Source organism: Kitasatospora sp. NPDC023176 (assembly GCF_055560495.1).
Map to the genome: position 1 here is coordinate 286,062 of NZ_JBVHIP010000005.1, position 16,239 is coordinate 302,300.

15 protein-coding genes are annotated in these 16,239 nt (G+C 70.7%); 9 read left to right on the top strand and 6 right to left on the bottom strand.

The features are described from left to right. Positions 1–59 precede the first annotated feature (59 nt). The gene (locus ACZ3YL_RS10970; RefSeq protein WP_465656709.1) at positions 60–1,394 is read left to right on the top strand and encodes an MATE family efflux transporter; all 1,335 of its coding nucleotides are present in this window, start codon (positions 60–62) and stop codon (positions 1,392–1,394) included. A gap of 62 nt (positions 1,395–1,456) precedes the next feature. On the opposite strand, the gene rplI is transcribed toward ACZ3YL_RS10970, so the two are convergent. The 4 genes from rplI to rpsF all read right to left on the bottom strand — a co-directional run bounded on the left by rplI (position 1,457) and on the right by rpsF (position 3,229). Then, complete coding sequence (gene rplI / locus ACZ3YL_RS10975; RefSeq protein WP_188302422.1) at positions 1,457–1,903, bottom strand: 50S ribosomal protein L9; 447 nt, start codon at positions 1,901–1,903, stop codon at positions 1,457–1,459. A 17-nt stretch (positions 1,904–1,920) separates the two neighbouring features. Beyond that, positions 1,921–2,157: a 30S ribosomal protein S18 gene (rpsR, locus tag ACZ3YL_RS10980; protein WP_030059640.1), complete on the bottom strand. Its 237-nt coding sequence runs from the start codon at positions 2,155–2,157 to the stop codon at positions 1,921–1,923. Between the two features lie 79 nt (positions 2,158–2,236). Next, the gene (locus ACZ3YL_RS10985; RefSeq protein ID WP_188302421.1) at positions 2,237–2,842 is read right to left on the bottom strand and encodes a single-stranded DNA-binding protein; all 606 of its coding nucleotides are present in this window, start codon (positions 2,840–2,842) and stop codon (positions 2,237–2,239) included. Positions 2,843–2,938: 96 nt separating this feature from the next. Then, positions 2,939–3,229, bottom strand: coding sequence for a 30S ribosomal protein S6 (gene rpsF, locus ACZ3YL_RS10990; RefSeq protein WP_188302420.1), 291 nt, complete (start codon positions 3,227–3,229; stop codon positions 2,939–2,941). 317 nt (positions 3,230–3,546) lie between these two features. Here rpsF and ACZ3YL_RS10995 point away from each other — a divergent pair, with 317 nt between their 5' ends. The 3 genes from ACZ3YL_RS10995 to ACZ3YL_RS11005 all read left to right on the top strand — a co-directional run bounded on the left by ACZ3YL_RS10995 (position 3,547) and on the right by ACZ3YL_RS11005 (position 6,181). Beyond that, the gene (locus tag ACZ3YL_RS10995; protein WP_188302419.1) at positions 3,547–3,846 is read left to right on the top strand and encodes a hypothetical protein; all 300 of its coding nucleotides are present in this window, start codon (positions 3,547–3,549) and stop codon (positions 3,844–3,846) included. A gap of 168 nt (positions 3,847–4,014) precedes the next feature. Beyond that, complete coding sequence (locus ACZ3YL_RS11000) at positions 4,015–5,133, top strand: lipid II:glycine glycyltransferase FemX (RefSeq protein WP_188302418.1); 1,119 nt, start codon at positions 4,015–4,017, stop codon at positions 5,131–5,133. Between the two features lie 13 nt (positions 5,134–5,146). Next, positions 5,147–6,181 (top strand): alanine racemase, encoded by a 1,035-nt coding sequence (locus tag ACZ3YL_RS11005; protein WP_188302417.1) that lies wholly within the window; start codon positions 5,147–5,149, stop codon positions 6,179–6,181. 28 nt (positions 6,182–6,209) lie between these two features. Here the strand turns inward: ACZ3YL_RS11005 and ACZ3YL_RS11010 are convergent, their stop codons facing one another. Both ACZ3YL_RS11010 and ACZ3YL_RS11015 read right to left on the bottom strand, forming a co-directional pair. Beyond that, positions 6,210–7,793: a glycosyltransferase family 87 protein gene (locus ACZ3YL_RS11010; RefSeq protein ID WP_188302416.1), complete on the bottom strand. Its 1,584-nt coding sequence runs from the start codon at positions 7,791–7,793 to the stop codon at positions 6,210–6,212. 173 nt (positions 7,794–7,966) lie between these two features. Next, the gene (locus ACZ3YL_RS11015; protein WP_188302415.1) at positions 7,967–10,588 is read right to left on the bottom strand and encodes a transglycosylase domain-containing protein; all 2,622 of its coding nucleotides are present in this window, start codon (positions 10,586–10,588) and stop codon (positions 7,967–7,969) included. A 355-nt stretch (positions 10,589–10,943) separates the two neighbouring features. On the opposite strand from ACZ3YL_RS11015, the gene ACZ3YL_RS11020 reads away from it, so the two are divergent. The 5 genes from ACZ3YL_RS11020 to ACZ3YL_RS11040 all read left to right on the top strand — a co-directional run bounded on the left by ACZ3YL_RS11020 (position 10,944) and on the right by ACZ3YL_RS11040 (position 16,177). Further along, on the top strand, positions 10,944–11,645 hold the full coding sequence (locus ACZ3YL_RS11020; RefSeq protein ID WP_465656713.1) for a PadR family transcriptional regulator: 702 nt from the start codon (positions 10,944–10,946) through the stop codon (positions 11,643–11,645). A 127-nt stretch (positions 11,646–11,772) separates the two neighbouring features. Beyond that, complete coding sequence (locus tag ACZ3YL_RS11025) at positions 11,773–12,855, top strand: inositol-3-phosphate synthase (RefSeq protein WP_188302413.1); 1,083 nt, start codon at positions 11,773–11,775, stop codon at positions 12,853–12,855. 128 nt (positions 12,856–12,983) lie between these two features. Continuing rightward, positions 12,984–14,318: an MFS transporter gene (locus ACZ3YL_RS11030; RefSeq protein ID WP_317620864.1), complete on the top strand. Its 1,335-nt coding sequence runs from the start codon at positions 12,984–12,986 to the stop codon at positions 14,316–14,318. 134 nt (positions 14,319–14,452) lie between these two features. Continuing rightward, the gene (locus ACZ3YL_RS11035) at positions 14,453–15,103 is read left to right on the top strand and encodes an LppU/SCO3897 family protein (protein WP_465656715.1); all 651 of its coding nucleotides are present in this window, start codon (positions 14,453–14,455) and stop codon (positions 15,101–15,103) included. 54 nt (positions 15,104–15,157) lie between these two features. After that, positions 15,158–16,177, top strand: coding sequence for an LppU/SCO3897 family protein (locus ACZ3YL_RS11040; protein WP_188302410.1), 1,020 nt, complete (start codon positions 15,158–15,160; stop codon positions 16,175–16,177). The last annotated feature ends 62 nt before the right edge of the window (positions 16,178–16,239 follow it).

Below are 16,239 nucleotides of genomic sequence, written 5' to 3' on the forward strand. Positions count from 1 at the left end.
TCGAGTAATACTCTGAGGCGCCATTGGCCCATTACCTGTGGATGAGTACCCTGGAGCGCATGAGCACCGCCCCCTGCGAGCCCTCCAGACGCAGCCACGACCGCGAGATCCTCGCCCTGGCGGTGCCCGCCTTCGGCGCCCTGGTCGCCGAGCCGCTGTTCCTGATGGCGGACTCCGCGATCGTCGGCCACCTCGGCACCCCCCAGCTCGCCGGGGTCGGCGTCGCCTCCGCCGCCCTCACCACCGCGACCGGGGTGTTCGTCTTCCTCGCCTACGCCACCACCGCCGCGGTGGCCCGCCGGATCGGCGCCGGGGACCGCCGGGGCGCCGTCCAGCAGGGCGTCGACGGCCTCTGGCTGGCGCTCGGCCTGGCCGTCCCGGTGGTCCTGCTCACCCTGCTGCTGGCCCCCTGGGCGGCCGGGCTGCTGGGCGCCTCACCGACCGCGGCGCCGTACGCCGTGACGTACCTGCGGATCAGCTCGCTGGGCATCCCGGCGATGCTCCTGGTGCTGGCCGCCACCGGCGTGCTGCGCGGCCTCCAGGACACCCGGACCCCGCTGGTGGTGGCCGTCGCGGGCTTCACCGCCAACATCGGCCTGAACGTGGGCCTGGTGTACGGAGCCGGCCTCGGGGTGGCCGGCTCCGCCTGGGGCACCGTGCTGGCCCAGACCGGGATGGCCGCCGTCTACCTGGTCGTGGTGGTCCGCGGCGCCCGCCGGGAGCGGGCCTCGCTGCGGCCGGACCCGGCCGGCATCCGGGCCGGCGCCAGGGCGGGCGGCCCGCTGCTGGTGCGCACGGTCAGCCTGCGCGCGGTGCTGATGATCGCCACCGCGGTGGCCGCCCGGCTCGGCGACGACCAGGTGGCCGCGCACCAGATCGCCATGACGCTGTTCAGCTTCCTGGCCTTCGCGCTGGACGCCATCGCGATCGCCGGGCAGGCCATCATCGGCCGCTACCTGGGCGCCTCGGACGTCCCGGGCGCCCGGGCGGCCACCCGGCGGATGGTCGAGTGGGGCCTGGGCTCCGGGGTGGTGCTGGGCCTGCTGGTGGTGCTCGCCCGCCCGCTGTACGTACCGCTGTTCACGCCCGACCCGGTGGTCCAGGGCCACCTGCACACGGCCCTGCTGCTGCTCGCGCTCAGCCAGCCGGTGGCCGGCCTGGTCTTCGTGCTGGACGGCGTGCTGATGGGCGCCGGGGACGGCCCCTACCTCGCCTGGGCGGCGCTGGCCACCCTGGCGGTGTTCACCCCGGCGGCCTTCGCGGTGCCGGCCACCGGCACCGGGCTGGTCGGGCTGTGGTGGGCGATGAACCTGTTCATGCTGGTCCGCGCGGTCTTCCTGGTCGGCCGCGCCCGCGGCGGCCGATGGCTGGTCACCGGAGCCGTCAGAGGCTGAGGAAACGACCGAGGGCCGGACTCCCCGGGGGGAGTCCGGCCCTCAGGCCACTGCTACGGAACTCAGGCAGCCACGACGGCGACGTCGAGGTTGGCCACGACGTCCGAGTGCAGCTTGACCGAGACCTTGTGGGTGCCCACGGTCTTGATCGGCGAGGCGATCGCGACGGCGCGCTTGTCCACGGCCGGGCCGCCGGCGGCCTTGATGGCCTCGACGACGTCAGCCTGGGTCACCGAGCCGAACAGACGGCCGGCGTCGCCCGAGCGAACGGCCAGCTTGACCTGGACGCCCTCGAGCTTGCCCTTGACGTCGTTGGCGGCGTCGAGGGTCTGGATCGCGTGGATCTTGCGGGCGCGACGGATGGCGTCGACGTCCTTCTGGCCACCCTTGGTCCAGCGGATGGCGTAGCCACGCGGGACCAGGTAGTTGCGGGCGTAGCCGTCCTTGACCTCGACGACCTCGCCGGCGGAGCCCAGACCCGGGACCTCGTGCGTGAGGATGATCTTCATTACTCGGTCACCCTCTCTTAGCGCGCGGTGCTGGTGTAGGGCAGCAGCGCCATCTCACGGCTGTTCTTCACGGCCGTGGCGACGTCACGCTGGTGCTGGGTGCAGTTGCCGGTGACCCGGCGGGCACGGATCTTTCCGCGGTCGGAGATGTACTTCCGCAGCAGGTTCGTGTCCTTGTAGTCAACGTAGTTGACCTTGTCCTTGCAGAAGACGCAAACCTTCTTCTTCGGCTTGCGAGCAGGCGGCTTCGCCATGGTGTGCTCCATTTGGGGTTCACGGCCCGGCCGGCGTCCGGAGACGCCTGCGGCCGGGCCGCACGAAATCTGTCAGCTCTTAGAACGGAGGCTCTTCCGAGAAACCGCCACCGGACGGGGCGCCGCCCCAGCCGCCGCCGCCCTGGTTTCCACCGGACGGAGCGCTGGACGCCCACGGGTCGTCGGAGGGGCCGGACTGGCCGCCGCCGCCGGAGTTTCCACCCCAGCTGCCGCCGCCGCCCTGCTGGCCGCCTCCGCCGTTCCAACCGCCCTGGCCGCCACCCTGCTGGCCGCCGAAGCCGCCACCGGGGGCGCCGGACCGGTTGGCCCGGGTGACCTTCGCGGTCGCCGACCGCAGGCTCGGGCCGACCTCGTCGACCTCGACCTCGAAGACCGTCCGCTTCTCGCCTTCCTTGGTCTCGTAAGACCGCTGGCGCAGTCGGCCCTGCACGATGACGCGCATGCCGCGCTGCAGCGACTCGGCCACGTTCTCCGCCGGCTGCCGCCAGACGTTGCACGTGAGGAAGAGGCTCTCGCCGTCCTTCCACTCGTTCGTCTGGCGGTCGAAGGTGCGGGGGGTGGACGCGATGCGGAACTTCGCGACCGCCGCACCCGACGGGGTGAAGCGCAGCTCGGGGTCGTCGACGAGATTGCCGACGAGGGTGATGACGGTCTCGCCTGCCATGGTGGTGATGACCTCTCGGGAAGATGTCCGTTCACCGCTGTTTCACGTGAAACAGCGGACGCGAGCTACCCGAGACCCGAAGGCCTCAGAGGTGGCTCAGTGGGTGTCCGGGCGCAGGACCTTGGTCCGCAGAACCGACTCGCTCAGGCCCATCTGGCGGTCGAGCTCCTTGACGACCTCAGGCGTGGCCTTGAGGTCGATGACCGAGTAGATGCCCTCGGACTGCTTGTTGATCTCGTAAGCCAGACGGCGACGACCCCAGGTGTCGACCTTCTCGACCTTGCCGCCGCCGTTGCGGACGACGGTGAGGAAGTTCTCGATCAGGGGGGAGACAGCGCGCTCCTCGACCGACGGGTCGAGGATGACCATCAGCTCGTAGTGACGCATGAGTAACCCACCTCCTTTGGACTCAGCGGCCACGGTCTCTCCGTGGCAGGAGGGTTGTGCGTAGCGTCGGCACCGGTGAGGTGACGACTCCGGCCACCGTAGCGGCCGGGTCCGACAGTCGGGCCCCGCCCGCCCCGGAGGGGCGTCACCCGTAAGAGGGCGCAAGGGGGCACAACTACACCAGTGCAGACGGCACAGCCTACCTGCACCCGGACGGCCGAACAAAACGCATAGGGGTTGTGAGACGGACCCAACCGCCGCAATCTGGACGGAACGGGATTCCTGCCCGTTCGTCTCCACGCCAGGAGGTGGGACTCATGGCCCAGTCCGTCCACCGCATGCCCGCCCTCACGCTGAACACCGACGGCCACCCGCACCCCCGCGAGAACACCCTGGTGGCCCTGACGGCCGTCCTGGGTGTGATCGCCTTCACCACCTCGTTCTTCCACAACCTGCACCTGCTGACCTCGTGGACCGGCCTGGCCGGGATCGTCACGGGCCTGTGGGGCATGTTCGTCTCGGTCACCACCGCCGAACGCTTCGTCCTGATGATCACGCTCGGCGCCTCCGCGATCGGCTTCTACCTCGGCATCGCCCGGGGCGGCCTCTGGGGCTGAGCACCCGGCCCAGGAACCCTCGGCGCCCCCGTCGCGTATCTGCAGGAGACAGGTACCCGACGGGGGCGCCGTCGTGCCCGCACCGGTGGGCGCCCGGGCCCCGGACGATAAGGTCAGCCCGAGAACCTGGGGCCCACCGCAGCCCGACCGACGAGGAGCACCGAGCACATGAGCCTGCGCCTGAGGACGATCACCCGCGAGGAGCACCTCGCCTTCATCAGGAGCCGCGCCTCGGCCAGCCACATGCAGGTGCCGGCCTGGGGTGACGTGAAGGCCGAGTGGCGTTCCGAGTCGATCGGCTGGTTCGACGAGCACAACCAGCTGGTCGGCGCGGGCCTGGTCCTCTACCGCCAGCTGCCGAAGGTCAAGCGCTACCTCGCCTACCTGCCCGAGGGCCCGGTGATCGACTGGTTCGACCGGGACCTGGACCGCTGGCTCTCCCCGATGCTGGCCCACCTGAAGTCGCAGGGCGCCTTCTCGGTGAAGATGGGCCCGCCGGTGGTCATCCGCCGCTGGAACGCCCCCACCATCAAGGAGGCCATCGCCGCCAAGCAGGCCAAGCGCCTGCGCGACATCGAGGCCGACTGGTACGAGGCGCGCGCCTTCGAGGTGGCCGACCGGCTGCGCAAGGCCGGCTGGCTGCAGGGCGAGGACGGCGGCGCGGGCTTCGGCGACGTCCAGCCGCGCTACGTGTACCAGGTGCCGCTGGCCAACCGCTCGCTGGACGACATCCAGAAGGGCTTCAACCAGCTCTGGCGCCGCAACATCAAGAAGGCCGAGAAGAGCGGCGTCGAGGTGGTCCAGGGCGGCTACGACGAGCTGCCGATCTTCCACCAGCTCTACCTGGTCACCGCCGAGCGCGACAAGTTCACCCCGCGCCCGCTGGCCTACTTCCAGCGCATGTGGAACGCCCTCAACTCCGAGGACCCGAACCGGATGCGGCTCTACATCGCCTACCACGAGGGCGAGCCGCTGGCCTCGACCACGATGCTGGTGGTCGGCGAGCACGTCTGGTACTCCTACGGCGCCTCGGCCAACCACAAGCGCGAGGTCAAGCCCTCGAACGCGATCCAGTGGCGGATGATGCGCGACGCCTACGCCCTCGGCGGCGGCGTGTACGACCTGCGCGGCATCAGCGACACCCTGGACGAGAACGACCACCTGTTCGGCCTGATCCAGTTCAAGGTCGGCACCGGCGGCCAGGCGGCCGAGTACCTCGGCGAGTGGGACTTCCCGCTGAACAAGCTGCTGCACAAGGCCCTCGACCTCTACATGTCCCGCCGCTGAGGAGGCTGCCCCGATGACGCTGTCGCTCTACCTCGACACCGAACGCTGGCGCACCCACCAGCGCTCCGTCCTGGCCGAGTTCCCCGGCCTGGTGCCCGTCGCCAAGGGGAACGGCTACGGCCTGGGCAACCACCGGCTGGCCGAGGAGGCGACACTGCTCGGCACCGGTGTGCTGGCCGTCGGCACCGCCTACGAGGCGGCCGACGCCGCCGAGTGGTACGGCGGCGAGCTGCTGGTGCTCACCCCCTACCGGGTCGGTGAGGAGGTGCTCCCGCTGCCGCACGCCCGGGTGATCCGGACGGTCGCCAGCGTGGACGCGCTGCGCTCGCTGCACGGCGCCCGGGTGGTGCTGGAGTGCATGACCACCATGCGCCGGCACGGCGTGAGCGCGGCCGACCTGCGCACCGTCGCCGCCGAGCTGGACGGCGTCTCCTTCGAGGGCCTCGCCCTGCACCTGCCGATGGACCGGCCGGACGGCTCCAGCCCGGTCGAGGAGGTCGTCCACTGGGTGGACACCGCGAAGGCGGCCGGCATCCCGGTGCACACCGTCTTCGTCAGCCACCTCGGCGCGGCCGGCATGGACCAGCTCGCCCAGCGCTACCCGGACACCGTCTTCCGGGCCCGGATCGGCACCCGGCTCTGGCTGGGCGACCACGGCGCGCTGGAGGTCCGGGCCACGGTGCTGGACGTCACCCCGGTGAAGAAGGGCGACCGCTACGGCTACCGCCAGCACCCGGCGCCCTCGGACGGCCACATCCTGGTGGTGGCCGGCGGCACCGCGCACGGCATCGGCCTGGAGGCCCCCAAGTACGTGGCCAGCATGGGCGCGCGCGCCAAGGGCATCGCCCGGGCCGGCCTGGCGACCGTCAACAAGACCAAGTCGCCGTTCCACTGGGCGGGCAAGCAGCTCTGGTTCGCCGAGCCGCCGCACATGCAGGTCTCGCTGCTGTTCCTGGACGGGGAGACCGCGCCCCCCGCGATCGGTGAGGAGCTGGGCCTCCAGGTCCGGCACACCACCACGCACTTCGACCGCGTGGTGGACCGCTGAGCACCCCTGGGTGACGCTCGGCTCGCGGTTACGGCTTCCGCTCGGCCGGCTCCTCGGCTCCTGGCTCCTCCAGCCAGTGATCGAAGGGGCCGGCCGGCGCGTATCCGGCGTAGCTCTCCTCCTCGTGCAGCCGTCGGGCGGCGCCCAGGGTGACCACGTCCGGGGCGTGGTCGAGCACCCCGCCGGAGGGGTCGTCGGTGCCGTCCCAGCGGACCGGGTCGCGGTCCGGGTACAGGGCGTCCCGGACCACCAGCACCACCAGGTAGAGCGTGCCGAGCAGGTGCAGCGCGATCGCGAAGTGGTACCAGGGCTCGCCGATCCCGTGCTGCTTGGGCCCGGTGACGAAGCCCAGGTGGGACCAGATGCCCAGGGTGTACAGCACCTCGCAGGCCTGCCAGATCAGCAGGTCCCGCCAGCGCGGCCGGGCCAGCGCCGCGAGCGGCAGCAGCCAGAGCGCGTACTGCGGCGAGTACACCTTGTTGACCAGCACGAACAGCGCGACCACCAGGAAGGCCAGCTGCGCGAACCGCGGCCGGCGGGGCGCCGCGAGGCCGAGCCACGCTATGGCCGCGCAGCCCAGCACCATCAGCACGCCGATGTAGAGGTCGAGGTCGGCCAGCCCCACCCCGCGGTTCTGCATCAGGATCAGCCAGAACGAGCCGTAGTCCTCGCCGCGGTGCTTGCTGAAGACGTAGAAGGTCGACCAGCCCTGCCAGTTGGCCAGCATGATCGGCAGGTTGACCAGCAGCCAGGAGCCGACCGCGCCGCCGAGCACCACCCGGAACTCGCGCCACTTCCCGGCCCGCCAGCAGAGCACCAGCAGCGGGCCGATCAGCAGCAGCGGGTAGAGCTTGGCGGCGGTGGCCAGGCCGATGAAGACGCCGGCCCAGCCCGGCCGGGAGCGGGCCCACCAGGCCATCGCCACGGCGGCCAGGGCGACCGCGAGGAGGTCCCAGTTGACCGTGCCGTTGAGCAGCAGGATCGGCGAGAGCGCGAACAGCATCGCGTCCCAGGGGCGGCGGCGGTGGGTGCGCGAGAGCGCGACCGCGGCGACCACGGCGCAGGCCATCAGCAGGCCGGCGTTGATCGCCCAGAACCACTGCTCCTGGGCCTGCTCGGTGCCGCCGCCGGGCGTCAGCCAGGCCGCGACCTGCATGAACAGCCCGGTCAGCACCGGGTACTCCAGGTACTGGAGGTCCCCCGTGGTGCCCGGGATCCGGTCCACGTACGGGTGCAGCCCGGCCGCGAAGCCGCGGCCGGAGTACAGGTGCGGGATGTCGCTGTAGCAGGCGTGGATGTACTGCGGCGAGCCCGGCTGGAACCAGGCCTGGTCGTAGCAGGGCAGGTTGTGCACCATGCCGAGCGCCGAGACCACGATCACTGCCAGCGCCAGGACGCGCACCGGGATCCACCAGGAGACGCCGAGCAGCGCCCGCCGCCCGGGCGGGCCGCCGAACACCTCGCTGCCGGCCGCCGCCACCCGGTCCTCGTCGGCCGGGACGACCACGGTGTCGACCGGGGGCACGGCCGTGGCCACGGCTGCCGGGAGGGGCCCTGCCGCGCCGTCGGGCCCGTACGGGCCGGCGGGTTCGTCACGATCGCTCGACGTCATGCCGGACATCCTGCCGCACCCGGTGCGCCGGGACGAGGAGGACCCCGCGGTGGTCCGGTGGTGCGGGTGGGGCGTGCGCGGCGAATCGTGACGAAAACGGCGGTGGCGGCCCTCCGAGGAGGACCGCCACCGCCGTTCTACCGTCTCACCGTCCCAGCGGCCGGACCGGGCTGCTACCCGGCCGCTCCGCCGGCCTGTGGGCCGCCGGTGCCGCTCGGGGTCGGCTTGCCCGGCTTGCCGGTGTTGCCGCCCGATGTGCTGCCGTCGGTCGGCGACTGGGTCGGCGGGCAGTTGACCAGCGGGATGCAGTTGCTGGTCGACGGCTTGGGGGTGTGGCTGGGCGGCGGGGTCGGCTGGCAGTCCACGCCCGGCACGCAGTTCCCGCCCTGGCTGGGCTGGGTCGGCTGCTGGGTCGGCTGCTGGACCGGCGCCTGGGTCTGCGCCGGGGCGCTGGGCATCTCCGTCGCGGTCTGGGTGGGGGTCGCGGAGACCGTGGACGGCGCGCCGGAGGAGTCCACCTCGGTGCCGACCGGCTGCGGGGTCGGGAAGTCCATCTTCTTCTCGTTGGCCAGCGCGGCCTTCATGTACCGGGTGAAGATGTCGGTGGGGATGTCACCACCGTGGATGGACTCCTTGCCGCCGGTGCCGTTGAGGGACTCCCGGTCGTGCTTGCTCGGGTCCTCGCGCCACATCGCGACGCTGGTGACCAGCTGCGGGGTGTAGCCGACCCACCAGGCCGACTTGTTCTGGTCGGTGGTACCGGTCTTGCCGGCCACCGGGCGGCCCAGGCTGTTGGTCTTCGTACCGGTACCGTTCTTGGCCACGTTCACCAGCACGTCGGTGACGTTGTCGGCGACGGCCGGCTCCAGCGCCACCTTGACGTCCTTCTTGCCGAAGCCCGGGCGCTCCGTGCCGTTCACCTCGACCTTGGTGACCGAGTAGGGCTCGGCCTCCTTGCCGCTGGCGGCCAGGGTGCCGTAGCCGGTGGCCATCCGGATCGGGCTGATGGTGGAGGTGCCGAGCGGGAAGGTCGCGGTCTTCGGATCGGCCAGGCTGTCCCGCTTGATGCCCATCTGCACGGCCATGTCGGCCACCGCGGGGCCGCCGACGTCCTGGTTGAGCTGGACGAAGGGCACGTTGTACGACCACTGCATGGCCTGCCGCAGCGAGACGTAGCCGCGCTTGCCGGAGTCCTCGTTCTTCTGCCGGTAGGGCTTGCCGTCGTCGCCGATCACCAGCGAGCCGTCCGGCTTGCGGATCTCGGACATGTCGTCGGCGAGGTAGCGGCTGTCGGCGTTGATCCGCTTCGGCTTGCCGTCGCTGTCCTTCGCGGTCTGCACACCGACCTGCATCGCGGTGGCCAGCACGAAGGGCTTGAAGGTCGAGCCGACCTGGACACCGCCGGCGTTGGCGTTGTTGTCGAAGTGGCCGTTCTCCACGCCGTCGCCGCCGTAGATCGCGACCATCGCACCGTCACCGGGGCGGATGCTGGCGGCGCCGAACTGGACGAAGGTGTCGTTGTTGGGGCGCTTCTGCGCGTCGAGGTTCTCGGCCTTGACGTCGTCGACGGCCTTCTTCAGGGCGTCGACCTTGTCCTTCTCGAAGGTGGTGTAGATCTTCAGACCACCCTTGTCGATCATCTGCTGGGTGACCGACTTGTCGGTGGTCATCACGTACTGGTTGGCGGTGTCGACCAGGTAGCTGATCTCACCGTTCATGTTGGTGCTGGGCTTCAGCGCGATCGGCTCGGGGAAGGTGGTGCACTTCGCCCGCTCCTCCGCAGTGGCGTTGTGGGTGATCACCATCCGGTCCAGGATCCACTTCCACCGCTCCACGGCGCGGTCGTGGTTGGCCGGCTTGGAGGGGTCGTAGTAGTTCGCGCCCTTCAGCAGTCCGGCCAGCATCGCGCTCTGACAGAGGTTCAGGTCCTTGGCGTTGACCCCGTAGTACGCCTGGGCCGCGGCCTGGGCGCCGTTGGCGTTGCGGCCGAACCAGCTGGTGTTGAGGTAGCCCTTGAGGATGTCGTCCTTGCTCTTCTGCTGATTGATCTTCAGCGTGATGAAGAACTCCTTCAGCTTGCGGCTGATGGTCTGTTCCTGGCTCAGGTAGGCGTTCTTCACGTACTGCTGGGTGATCGTCGAGGCGCCCTGGGTCTCACCGCCCTTCGCCATGTTGTAGACGGCGCGCAGCATGCCCTTGGGGTCGATGCCGCTGTCGGTGCGGAAGGTCTCGTTCTCCGCCGAGATGACGGCGTTCTGCAGGGTGGGGTTGATGTCGCCGAGTTCGACGATCTGACGATTGGTGTCGCCCTTGCGGGTCATCTCCGAGCCGTCGGCCCAGTAGTAGATGGTGTTCTGTTCCTTCACCAGGTCCTTGAGGTCCGGGACCGTCGTGGTCTGGTACAGGTAGAACACGCCGCCCACGCCCATGGCGAAGAACAGCAGGAAGACGCTGAACACCAGCTTCCAGGAGGGCAGCCAGCGCCGGATGCCGCTCTTGCCGAACCGCGGGTAGTCGATGAAGCGCTTCTTGCCGGGGCCGGCCGCCGCTGCGGCGGAAGCGGCGGCGTCGCCGCGCCGGCCACCGCCCTTGCCCTTCTTCTGCGCGGCCTTGCGCATCTCGGCACGGCCCATCCGGGGTTGCTGGGCGGTCTCCCGGACCCCCGGCTGGCGTCGACGGCCGATCCCTTCCGAGCCCAGTTCGTCGGGGCCGGGGCCGCCCCGACGGCCTCCGCCACCCGGCGGCTGCTGCCCGTCACCGCCCTGGTCGGGCGTCCTTCGCCGTCGCTCGCTCATGTTTCCAGCCACTCCTCGCCAGGCCTGGTCGGCCTGAAGGCAGGGTTCCCTGTCCGATGCTCGGACCGCCCTAACCCCGGAGGTTGGTCCTCGTGCACACGCGACAGCGTACGCAGCAGTGAATCCGAACTAATCGGGCATCAGTCGCCAATAACCGCAAAACGGCGTCAGATCATTACACGCCCGTTGCCAAGCCCACCCGCGCGTCGGCTTGTGATCACATTCACGCGTGCCCCCCTTGCCCCTTCCGAGGGTCCGGTTTACTGTTCTCGATATATCGAGCCGATACATCGAAGCGGTATACCCGCCGATGCAGCGGCCGGAGCGACGGTCGAGAGGGAGGAGGAGGACGGCAGTGGGCAGGCGCTCAGGAGTGCTGGAGTTCGCCGTTCTCGGTCTGCTCCATGACGCCCCGATGCATGGCTACGAGCTGCGCAAGCGGCTCAACATCCTGCTCGGAGCGCTGCGGGCGCTCTCCTACGGAACGCTCTACCCGTGCCTGAAGAGCCTGGTCGCCCAGGGTTTCCTGGTCGAGGACAACCCGGACGTCGAGTACGTCCCGGCCACCGCGCTCAACGGCAAGCGGTCGAAGATCGTCTACCGGCTGTCCGCCGAGGGGAAGCAGCGCTTCGAGGAGCTGCTCGCCGACTCCGGTCCGGACGCCTGGGAGGACGAGCGCTTCGGCGTCCACTTCGCCTTCTTCGGCCAGACCGACCGGGCCGTGCGGATGCGCGTCCTGGAGGGTCGCCGCAGCCGGCTGGAGGAGCGCCTGGAGCGGATGCGCAGCTCGCTGGCCCGCGCCCGCGAACGGTTCGACGACTACACCGTCGAACTCCAGCGGCACGGCCTGGAGTCGGTGGAACGCGAGGTCCGGTGGCTCAACGAGCTGATCGAGACCGAGCGGGCCAACCGCACCGGCCGGCCCGGGCCCACTGCTGACGGGAACACCACCGCCGTACCCCACACGACTTCGGACGGCCGTGGCCAGGAGACCGGGTCCCCCGACCCGTCCGGGCCACCGTACGACCGCCCGGGGCGCTCCGCCCAGGAGCGCTGACGCCGCGCCAGCCCCGTGCCGCGCGGCAGGAGTGGGCGCCTCGCGCCCGTACAAGCAGTCATTCGAAGAAGCAGGACGAGTGCCGTCGGCAATGACGGCCCTCATGAGATCACAGGGAGCAACCGGAATGGGTTCGGTTCGCGTAGCCATCGTGGGCGTGGGCAACTGCGCCGCGTCGCTGGTGCAGGGTGTCGAGTACTACAAGGACGCCGACCCGGCCGGCAAGGTCCCCGGGCTGATGCACGTCCAGTTCGGTGACTACCACGTCCGTGACGTGGAGTTCGTCGCCGCCTTCGACGTCGACGCCAAGAAGGTCGGCTTCGACCTGGCCGACGCCATCGGCAGCAGCGAGAACAACACCATCAAGATCTGCGACGTCCCGCCGACCGGCGTGACCGTCCAGCGCGGCCACACCCTCGACGGCCTGGGCAAGTACTACCTGGAGACCATCGAGGAGTCGGACGAGGCTCCGGCCGACGTCGTCCAGGTCCTCAAGGACAAGCAGGTCGACGTCCTGGTCTGCTACCTGCCCGTCGGTTCCGAGAAGGCCGCCAAGTTCTACGCCCAGTGCGCCATCGACGCCAAGGTCGCCTTCGTGAACGCCCTGCCGGTGTTCATCGCGGGCACCAAGGAGTGGGCGGACAAGTTCACCGAGGCCGGCGTGCCGATCGTCGGTGACGACATCAAGTCCCAGGTCGGCGCCACCATCACGCACCGCGTGATGGCCAAGCTGTTCGAGGACCGCGGTGTCATCCTCGAGCGCACCATGCAGCTGAACGTCGGCGGCAACATGGACTTCAAGAACATGCTCGAGCGCGAGCGCCTGGAGTCCAAGAAGATCTCCAAGACCCAGGCCGTCACCTCGCAGATCCGCGACCGCGAGCTGGGTGCCCGGAACGTCCACATCGGTCCCTCGGACTACGTGGCCTGGCTGGACGACCGCAAGTGGGCCTACGTCCGCCTGGAGGGTCGCGCGTTCGGCGACGTCCCGCTGAACCTGGAGTACAAGCTCGAGGTCTGGGACTCCCCGAACTCGGCCGGTGTCATCATCGACGCCGTCCGCGCCGCGAAGATCGCCAAGGACCGTGGCATCGGTGGCCCGATCCTGTCGGCCTCCTCGTACTTCATGAAGTCCCCGCCGGTCCAGTACTTCGACGACGAGGCCAAGGAGAACGTCGAGAAGTTCATCCGCGGCGAGGTCGAGCGCTGAGCTGAGCCGGCCGCTCCTGGCCGCTAGCTCGTCCGAAGGGCCCACGATCATCCGATCGTGGGCCCTTCACGTTTCCGTGGCGAATGTTTCACGTGAAACGGCGACCGGTTCCATGGCACCCTGAGCGGGTGGCGATCACCGAGAACGGCAGCACCCACCAGTCCGCGCACCGCGCCACGCTCCTCGGTCTGCTCCGCGGCCGGGACTTCCGCCGGCTGCTGACCGCCCGGGTGCTCTCCCAACTCTCCGACGGCGTCTTCCAGGTCTCGCTCGCGGCCTACGTGGTCTTCTCCCCGGAGAAGCAGTCCTCCCCCGCCGACATCGCCTCGGTGCTGGCCGTGATGCTGCTGCCGTTCTCGGTGATCGGCCCGTTCGCCGGGGTGCTGCTGGACCGTTGGCGCCGTCGCCAGGTGCTCTACTTCGGCAACCTGGCCCGCTTCGGCCTGGGCCTGGGCACCGGCGCGCTGCTCCTGGCCAAGGCGCCGACCTGGCTGTTCTTCGCCTCGGCGCTGCTGGTCACCGCGCTCAACCGGTTCATCCTGGCCGGGCTGTCCGCCGCGCTGCCCCGGGTGGTCGAGCAGGACCGGCTGGTCACCGCCAACGCCCTCTCCCCCACCCTCGGGACGGTCGCCGCCGCCCTGGGCGGGGGCCTCGGCTTCCTGCTGCACCAGGTGATGGCCCCCGGGCCGAAGGCGGACGCCGCACTGGTCACCGTCGCCTCACTGCTCTACCTCTCGGCCGCGCTGGCCGCCCGCCGGATGGACCGCGACCTGCTCGGCCCGGAGCGGCACGGCGAACGGCCCGCGCTCGGCCAGGCCCTGGTGCGGGCCGCCGTCGAACTCGGCGCCGCCGTCCGCCACCTGGTCCGGGACTGCCGCCCCGCCGTGCACGCGCTGGCCGCCGTCACCGCGGCCCGGTTCTGCTACGGGGTGCTGATCGTGGTCGTGGTGATGCTCGCCCGGTACACCTTCAACGACCCGGCCGACAGCGCCGCCGGACTGGCCACCCTCGGCCAGGCGGTCGGGCTGTCGGCCGCCGGCTTCTTCGTCGCCGCGTTGATCAGCCCCTGGTGCACCCGCCGGCTGGGCCTGGCCGGCTGGATGACGGTCTGCCTGCTCGCCCCGGTGCTCTTCGTCCCCGCACTGGGCCTGTTCTTCGCCCCGGTCCCCTGCCTGCTGGCCGCCCTGCTGCTCGGGGTGGTCACCCAGGGCACCAAGATCTGCGCCGACACCGTGGTGCAGGAGTCGGTCGAGGACGAGTTCCGCGGCCGGGTCTTCGCCATCTACGACGTGCTGTTCAACGTCGCCTTCGTGGCCGCCGCCCTGGTCACCGCGCTGGTGCTGCCGCTGTCCGGCCGCTCGGTCACGGTGGTCACCGGGGTGGCCGTGGTGTACGCGCTGACCGCCGTCCTCTACCTGCGGGCCGCCCGGCGGTCCGGGCCGCTCCCCGGCGACGCCCACTGACACCGCCCGGTAGCGGAATCGAAACCACCTCGTCCCGAAACCCCGTGCGACCGCCGGACCGATTGCGTCCGACCCGGTCGCTAAGGTACGTAAACCTGTCGGAACGACAGCACTCGGTCTCGGGGGACGAACTGATGAGCACACCGACGGGCCCGTACGGGCCGCCGCAGACCGCCGCGCCCGGGTTCGGTCCGCCCCCGCCGTCCTACCCCCAGGCGCCGTACGGGCAGCAGCCACCCGCCCAGCAGCCGTACGCCCCGGGCCCGTACGGACCGCCGCCCCAGGCCCAGCCGCCGTACGGCCAACAGCCCTACGGACAACCGCCGTACGGCCAACAGCCCTACGGGCAGGCGCCGTACGGCCAGCAGCCGCCCGCCGGGCCGTACGGCCACCCCCAGCCCGGCGCGGCATCCCCGGCACCGCCCGCCAAGCGCGGCATCCGGTCCAAGCTGCGGATCGTCGGTGCGATCGGCGGCTGCGTCGCGCTCGCGGTCGGCTACTTCGTCGCCGGCCCGAGCGTCAGCAGCGCCAAGCCCGGCGACTGCGTCCAGGTGAGCGGCTCCCGCGACATCTCGATCGTCAACTGCACTGACCGCAAAGCGAATTACAAGGTGCTGTCGAAGTTCACCGACACCACCGACGTGACCCGCTGCCGGCAGACCCCGCAGACCACCAGCACCGTCTCGGGCAAGAGCGGGCGCCGGTGGAACAAGAAGCGGTACGTGCTCTGCCTCGGCCCACTGACCCCCACCACCACCGGCTACCCGCCGGTGAAGAAGTCCTGACCCTTCCACCGACCTTCCCCGGGGGACCCCTTGTCCGCTCCGCCTCCACCCCAGATGCCCTACGGCCCGCCACCCGGTGACGGCAGCCCGTACGCCGGCGGCCCGTACGGCTCGCCGCCCCCGCCCCCGCCCGGCTACGGCTACCCGAGCGCCCCGCCGCCGGAGCAGCCGTACGGCGCCCAGCCGCCCGGCTACGGGTACGGCTACGGGCCCAACGTCCCGGGCTGGCAGGCGCAGCCCGCCCCGATGGACGGCGAGACCTGCCGGTTCTGCGGCGGCTTCCCCGCCGTGCGCGCCACCGTCCGCGGCCACCAGGGCCTGATAGTCGCCTTCCGGATGCTGCGGATGCACGGCCCCTTCTGCCGCACCTGCGGGACGGCCACCGTCCGCGACATGTCCGCCCGGACGCTCGTCCAGGGCTGGTGGAGCTGGGTCTCGCCGCTGCTGACCCTGATCACCCTGCTGCTGAACCTCGGCGCCAACAGCCGGATCAAGCAGCTGCCACCGCCCATGCCGGGCACCCACGGCCCCCAGCTCGACCCGGGCACCCCGCTGGGCAGCCGCCCCCACATCGCGATGCTGCTGGTGCCGGTCTCCCTGCTGACCACCGGCATCCTGGTGGTCACCGGCGTGATCGGCCCGAAGAACGACCCCGGCACCCCGATCGGCTCCTCGACGCCGACCAACACCACGGCGTACTCGCCGTCGCCGCTGCCGATGCCCACCTACAGCTACACCCCGCCGCCGCTGGTGCCGATGCCGAGCTTCACCATGCCGAGCATCACCCTGCCGCCGCCCGCCACCCCGGCCAAGGACGACGTCGACAGCGCCGGCGTCGGTGACTGCCTGCGCAACGAGAACAGCGCCGGCGCGACCTCCGACGACCACCCGAAGATCACCGTGCTGCCCTGCACCGACCCCAAGGCCCAGTACAAGGTGGTCTTCAAGTACCTCGCCACCTCGGACGAGAAGGTCTGCCAGAAGCAGCCGAAGTCGGACAGCACCTACACCCGCACCTACACCAAGCTCCCCTCGCTGGACTACGTGCTCTGCCTGAAGCACGTCAACAGCTGACCGGACGCGAGCGGCGGCCACCCCCTCGGTGAGGAGGTGACCGCCGCTCGTCGTCGTGGGGC

Excerpts from the sequence above, each read along its gene's own strand:
- ACZ3YL_RS10970 (WP_465656709.1), top strand. The coding sequence starts at position 60 with ATGAGCACCGCCCCCTGCGAGCCCTCCAGACGCAGCCACGACCGCGAG.
- rplI (WP_188302422.1), bottom strand. The coding sequence starts at position 1,903 with ATGAAGATCATCCTCACGCACGAGGTCCCGGGTCTGGGCTCCGCCGGC.
- rpsR (WP_030059640.1), bottom strand. The coding sequence starts at position 2,157 with ATGGCGAAGCCGCCTGCTCGCAAGCCGAAGAAGAAGGTTTGCGTCTTC.
- ACZ3YL_RS10985 (WP_188302421.1), bottom strand. The coding sequence starts at position 2,842 with ATGGCAGGCGAGACCGTCATCACCCTCGTCGGCAATCTCGTCGACGAC.
- rpsF (WP_188302420.1), bottom strand. The coding sequence starts at position 3,229 with ATGCGTCACTACGAGCTGATGGTCATCCTCGACCCGTCGGTCGAGGAG.
- ACZ3YL_RS10995 (WP_188302419.1), top strand. The coding sequence starts at position 3,547 with ATGGCCCAGTCCGTCCACCGCATGCCCGCCCTCACGCTGAACACCGAC.
- ACZ3YL_RS11000 (WP_188302418.1), top strand. The coding sequence starts at position 4,015 with ATGAGCCTGCGCCTGAGGACGATCACCCGCGAGGAGCACCTCGCCTTC.
- ACZ3YL_RS11005 (WP_188302417.1), top strand. The coding sequence starts at position 5,147 with ATGACGCTGTCGCTCTACCTCGACACCGAACGCTGGCGCACCCACCAG.
- ACZ3YL_RS11010 (WP_188302416.1), bottom strand. The coding sequence starts at position 7,793 with ATGACGTCGAGCGATCGTGACGAACCCGCCGGCCCGTACGGGCCCGAC.
- ACZ3YL_RS11015 (WP_188302415.1), bottom strand. The coding sequence starts at position 10,588 with ATGAGCGAGCGACGGCGAAGGACGCCCGACCAGGGCGGTGACGGGCAG.
- ACZ3YL_RS11025 (WP_188302413.1), top strand. The coding sequence starts at position 11,773 with ATGGGTTCGGTTCGCGTAGCCATCGTGGGCGTGGGCAACTGCGCCGCG.
- ACZ3YL_RS11035 (WP_465656715.1), top strand. The coding sequence starts at position 14,453 with ATGAGCACACCGACGGGCCCGTACGGGCCGCCGCAGACCGCCGCGCCC.
- ACZ3YL_RS11040 (WP_188302410.1), top strand. The coding sequence starts at position 15,158 with ATGCCCTACGGCCCGCCACCCGGTGACGGCAGCCCGTACGCCGGCGGC.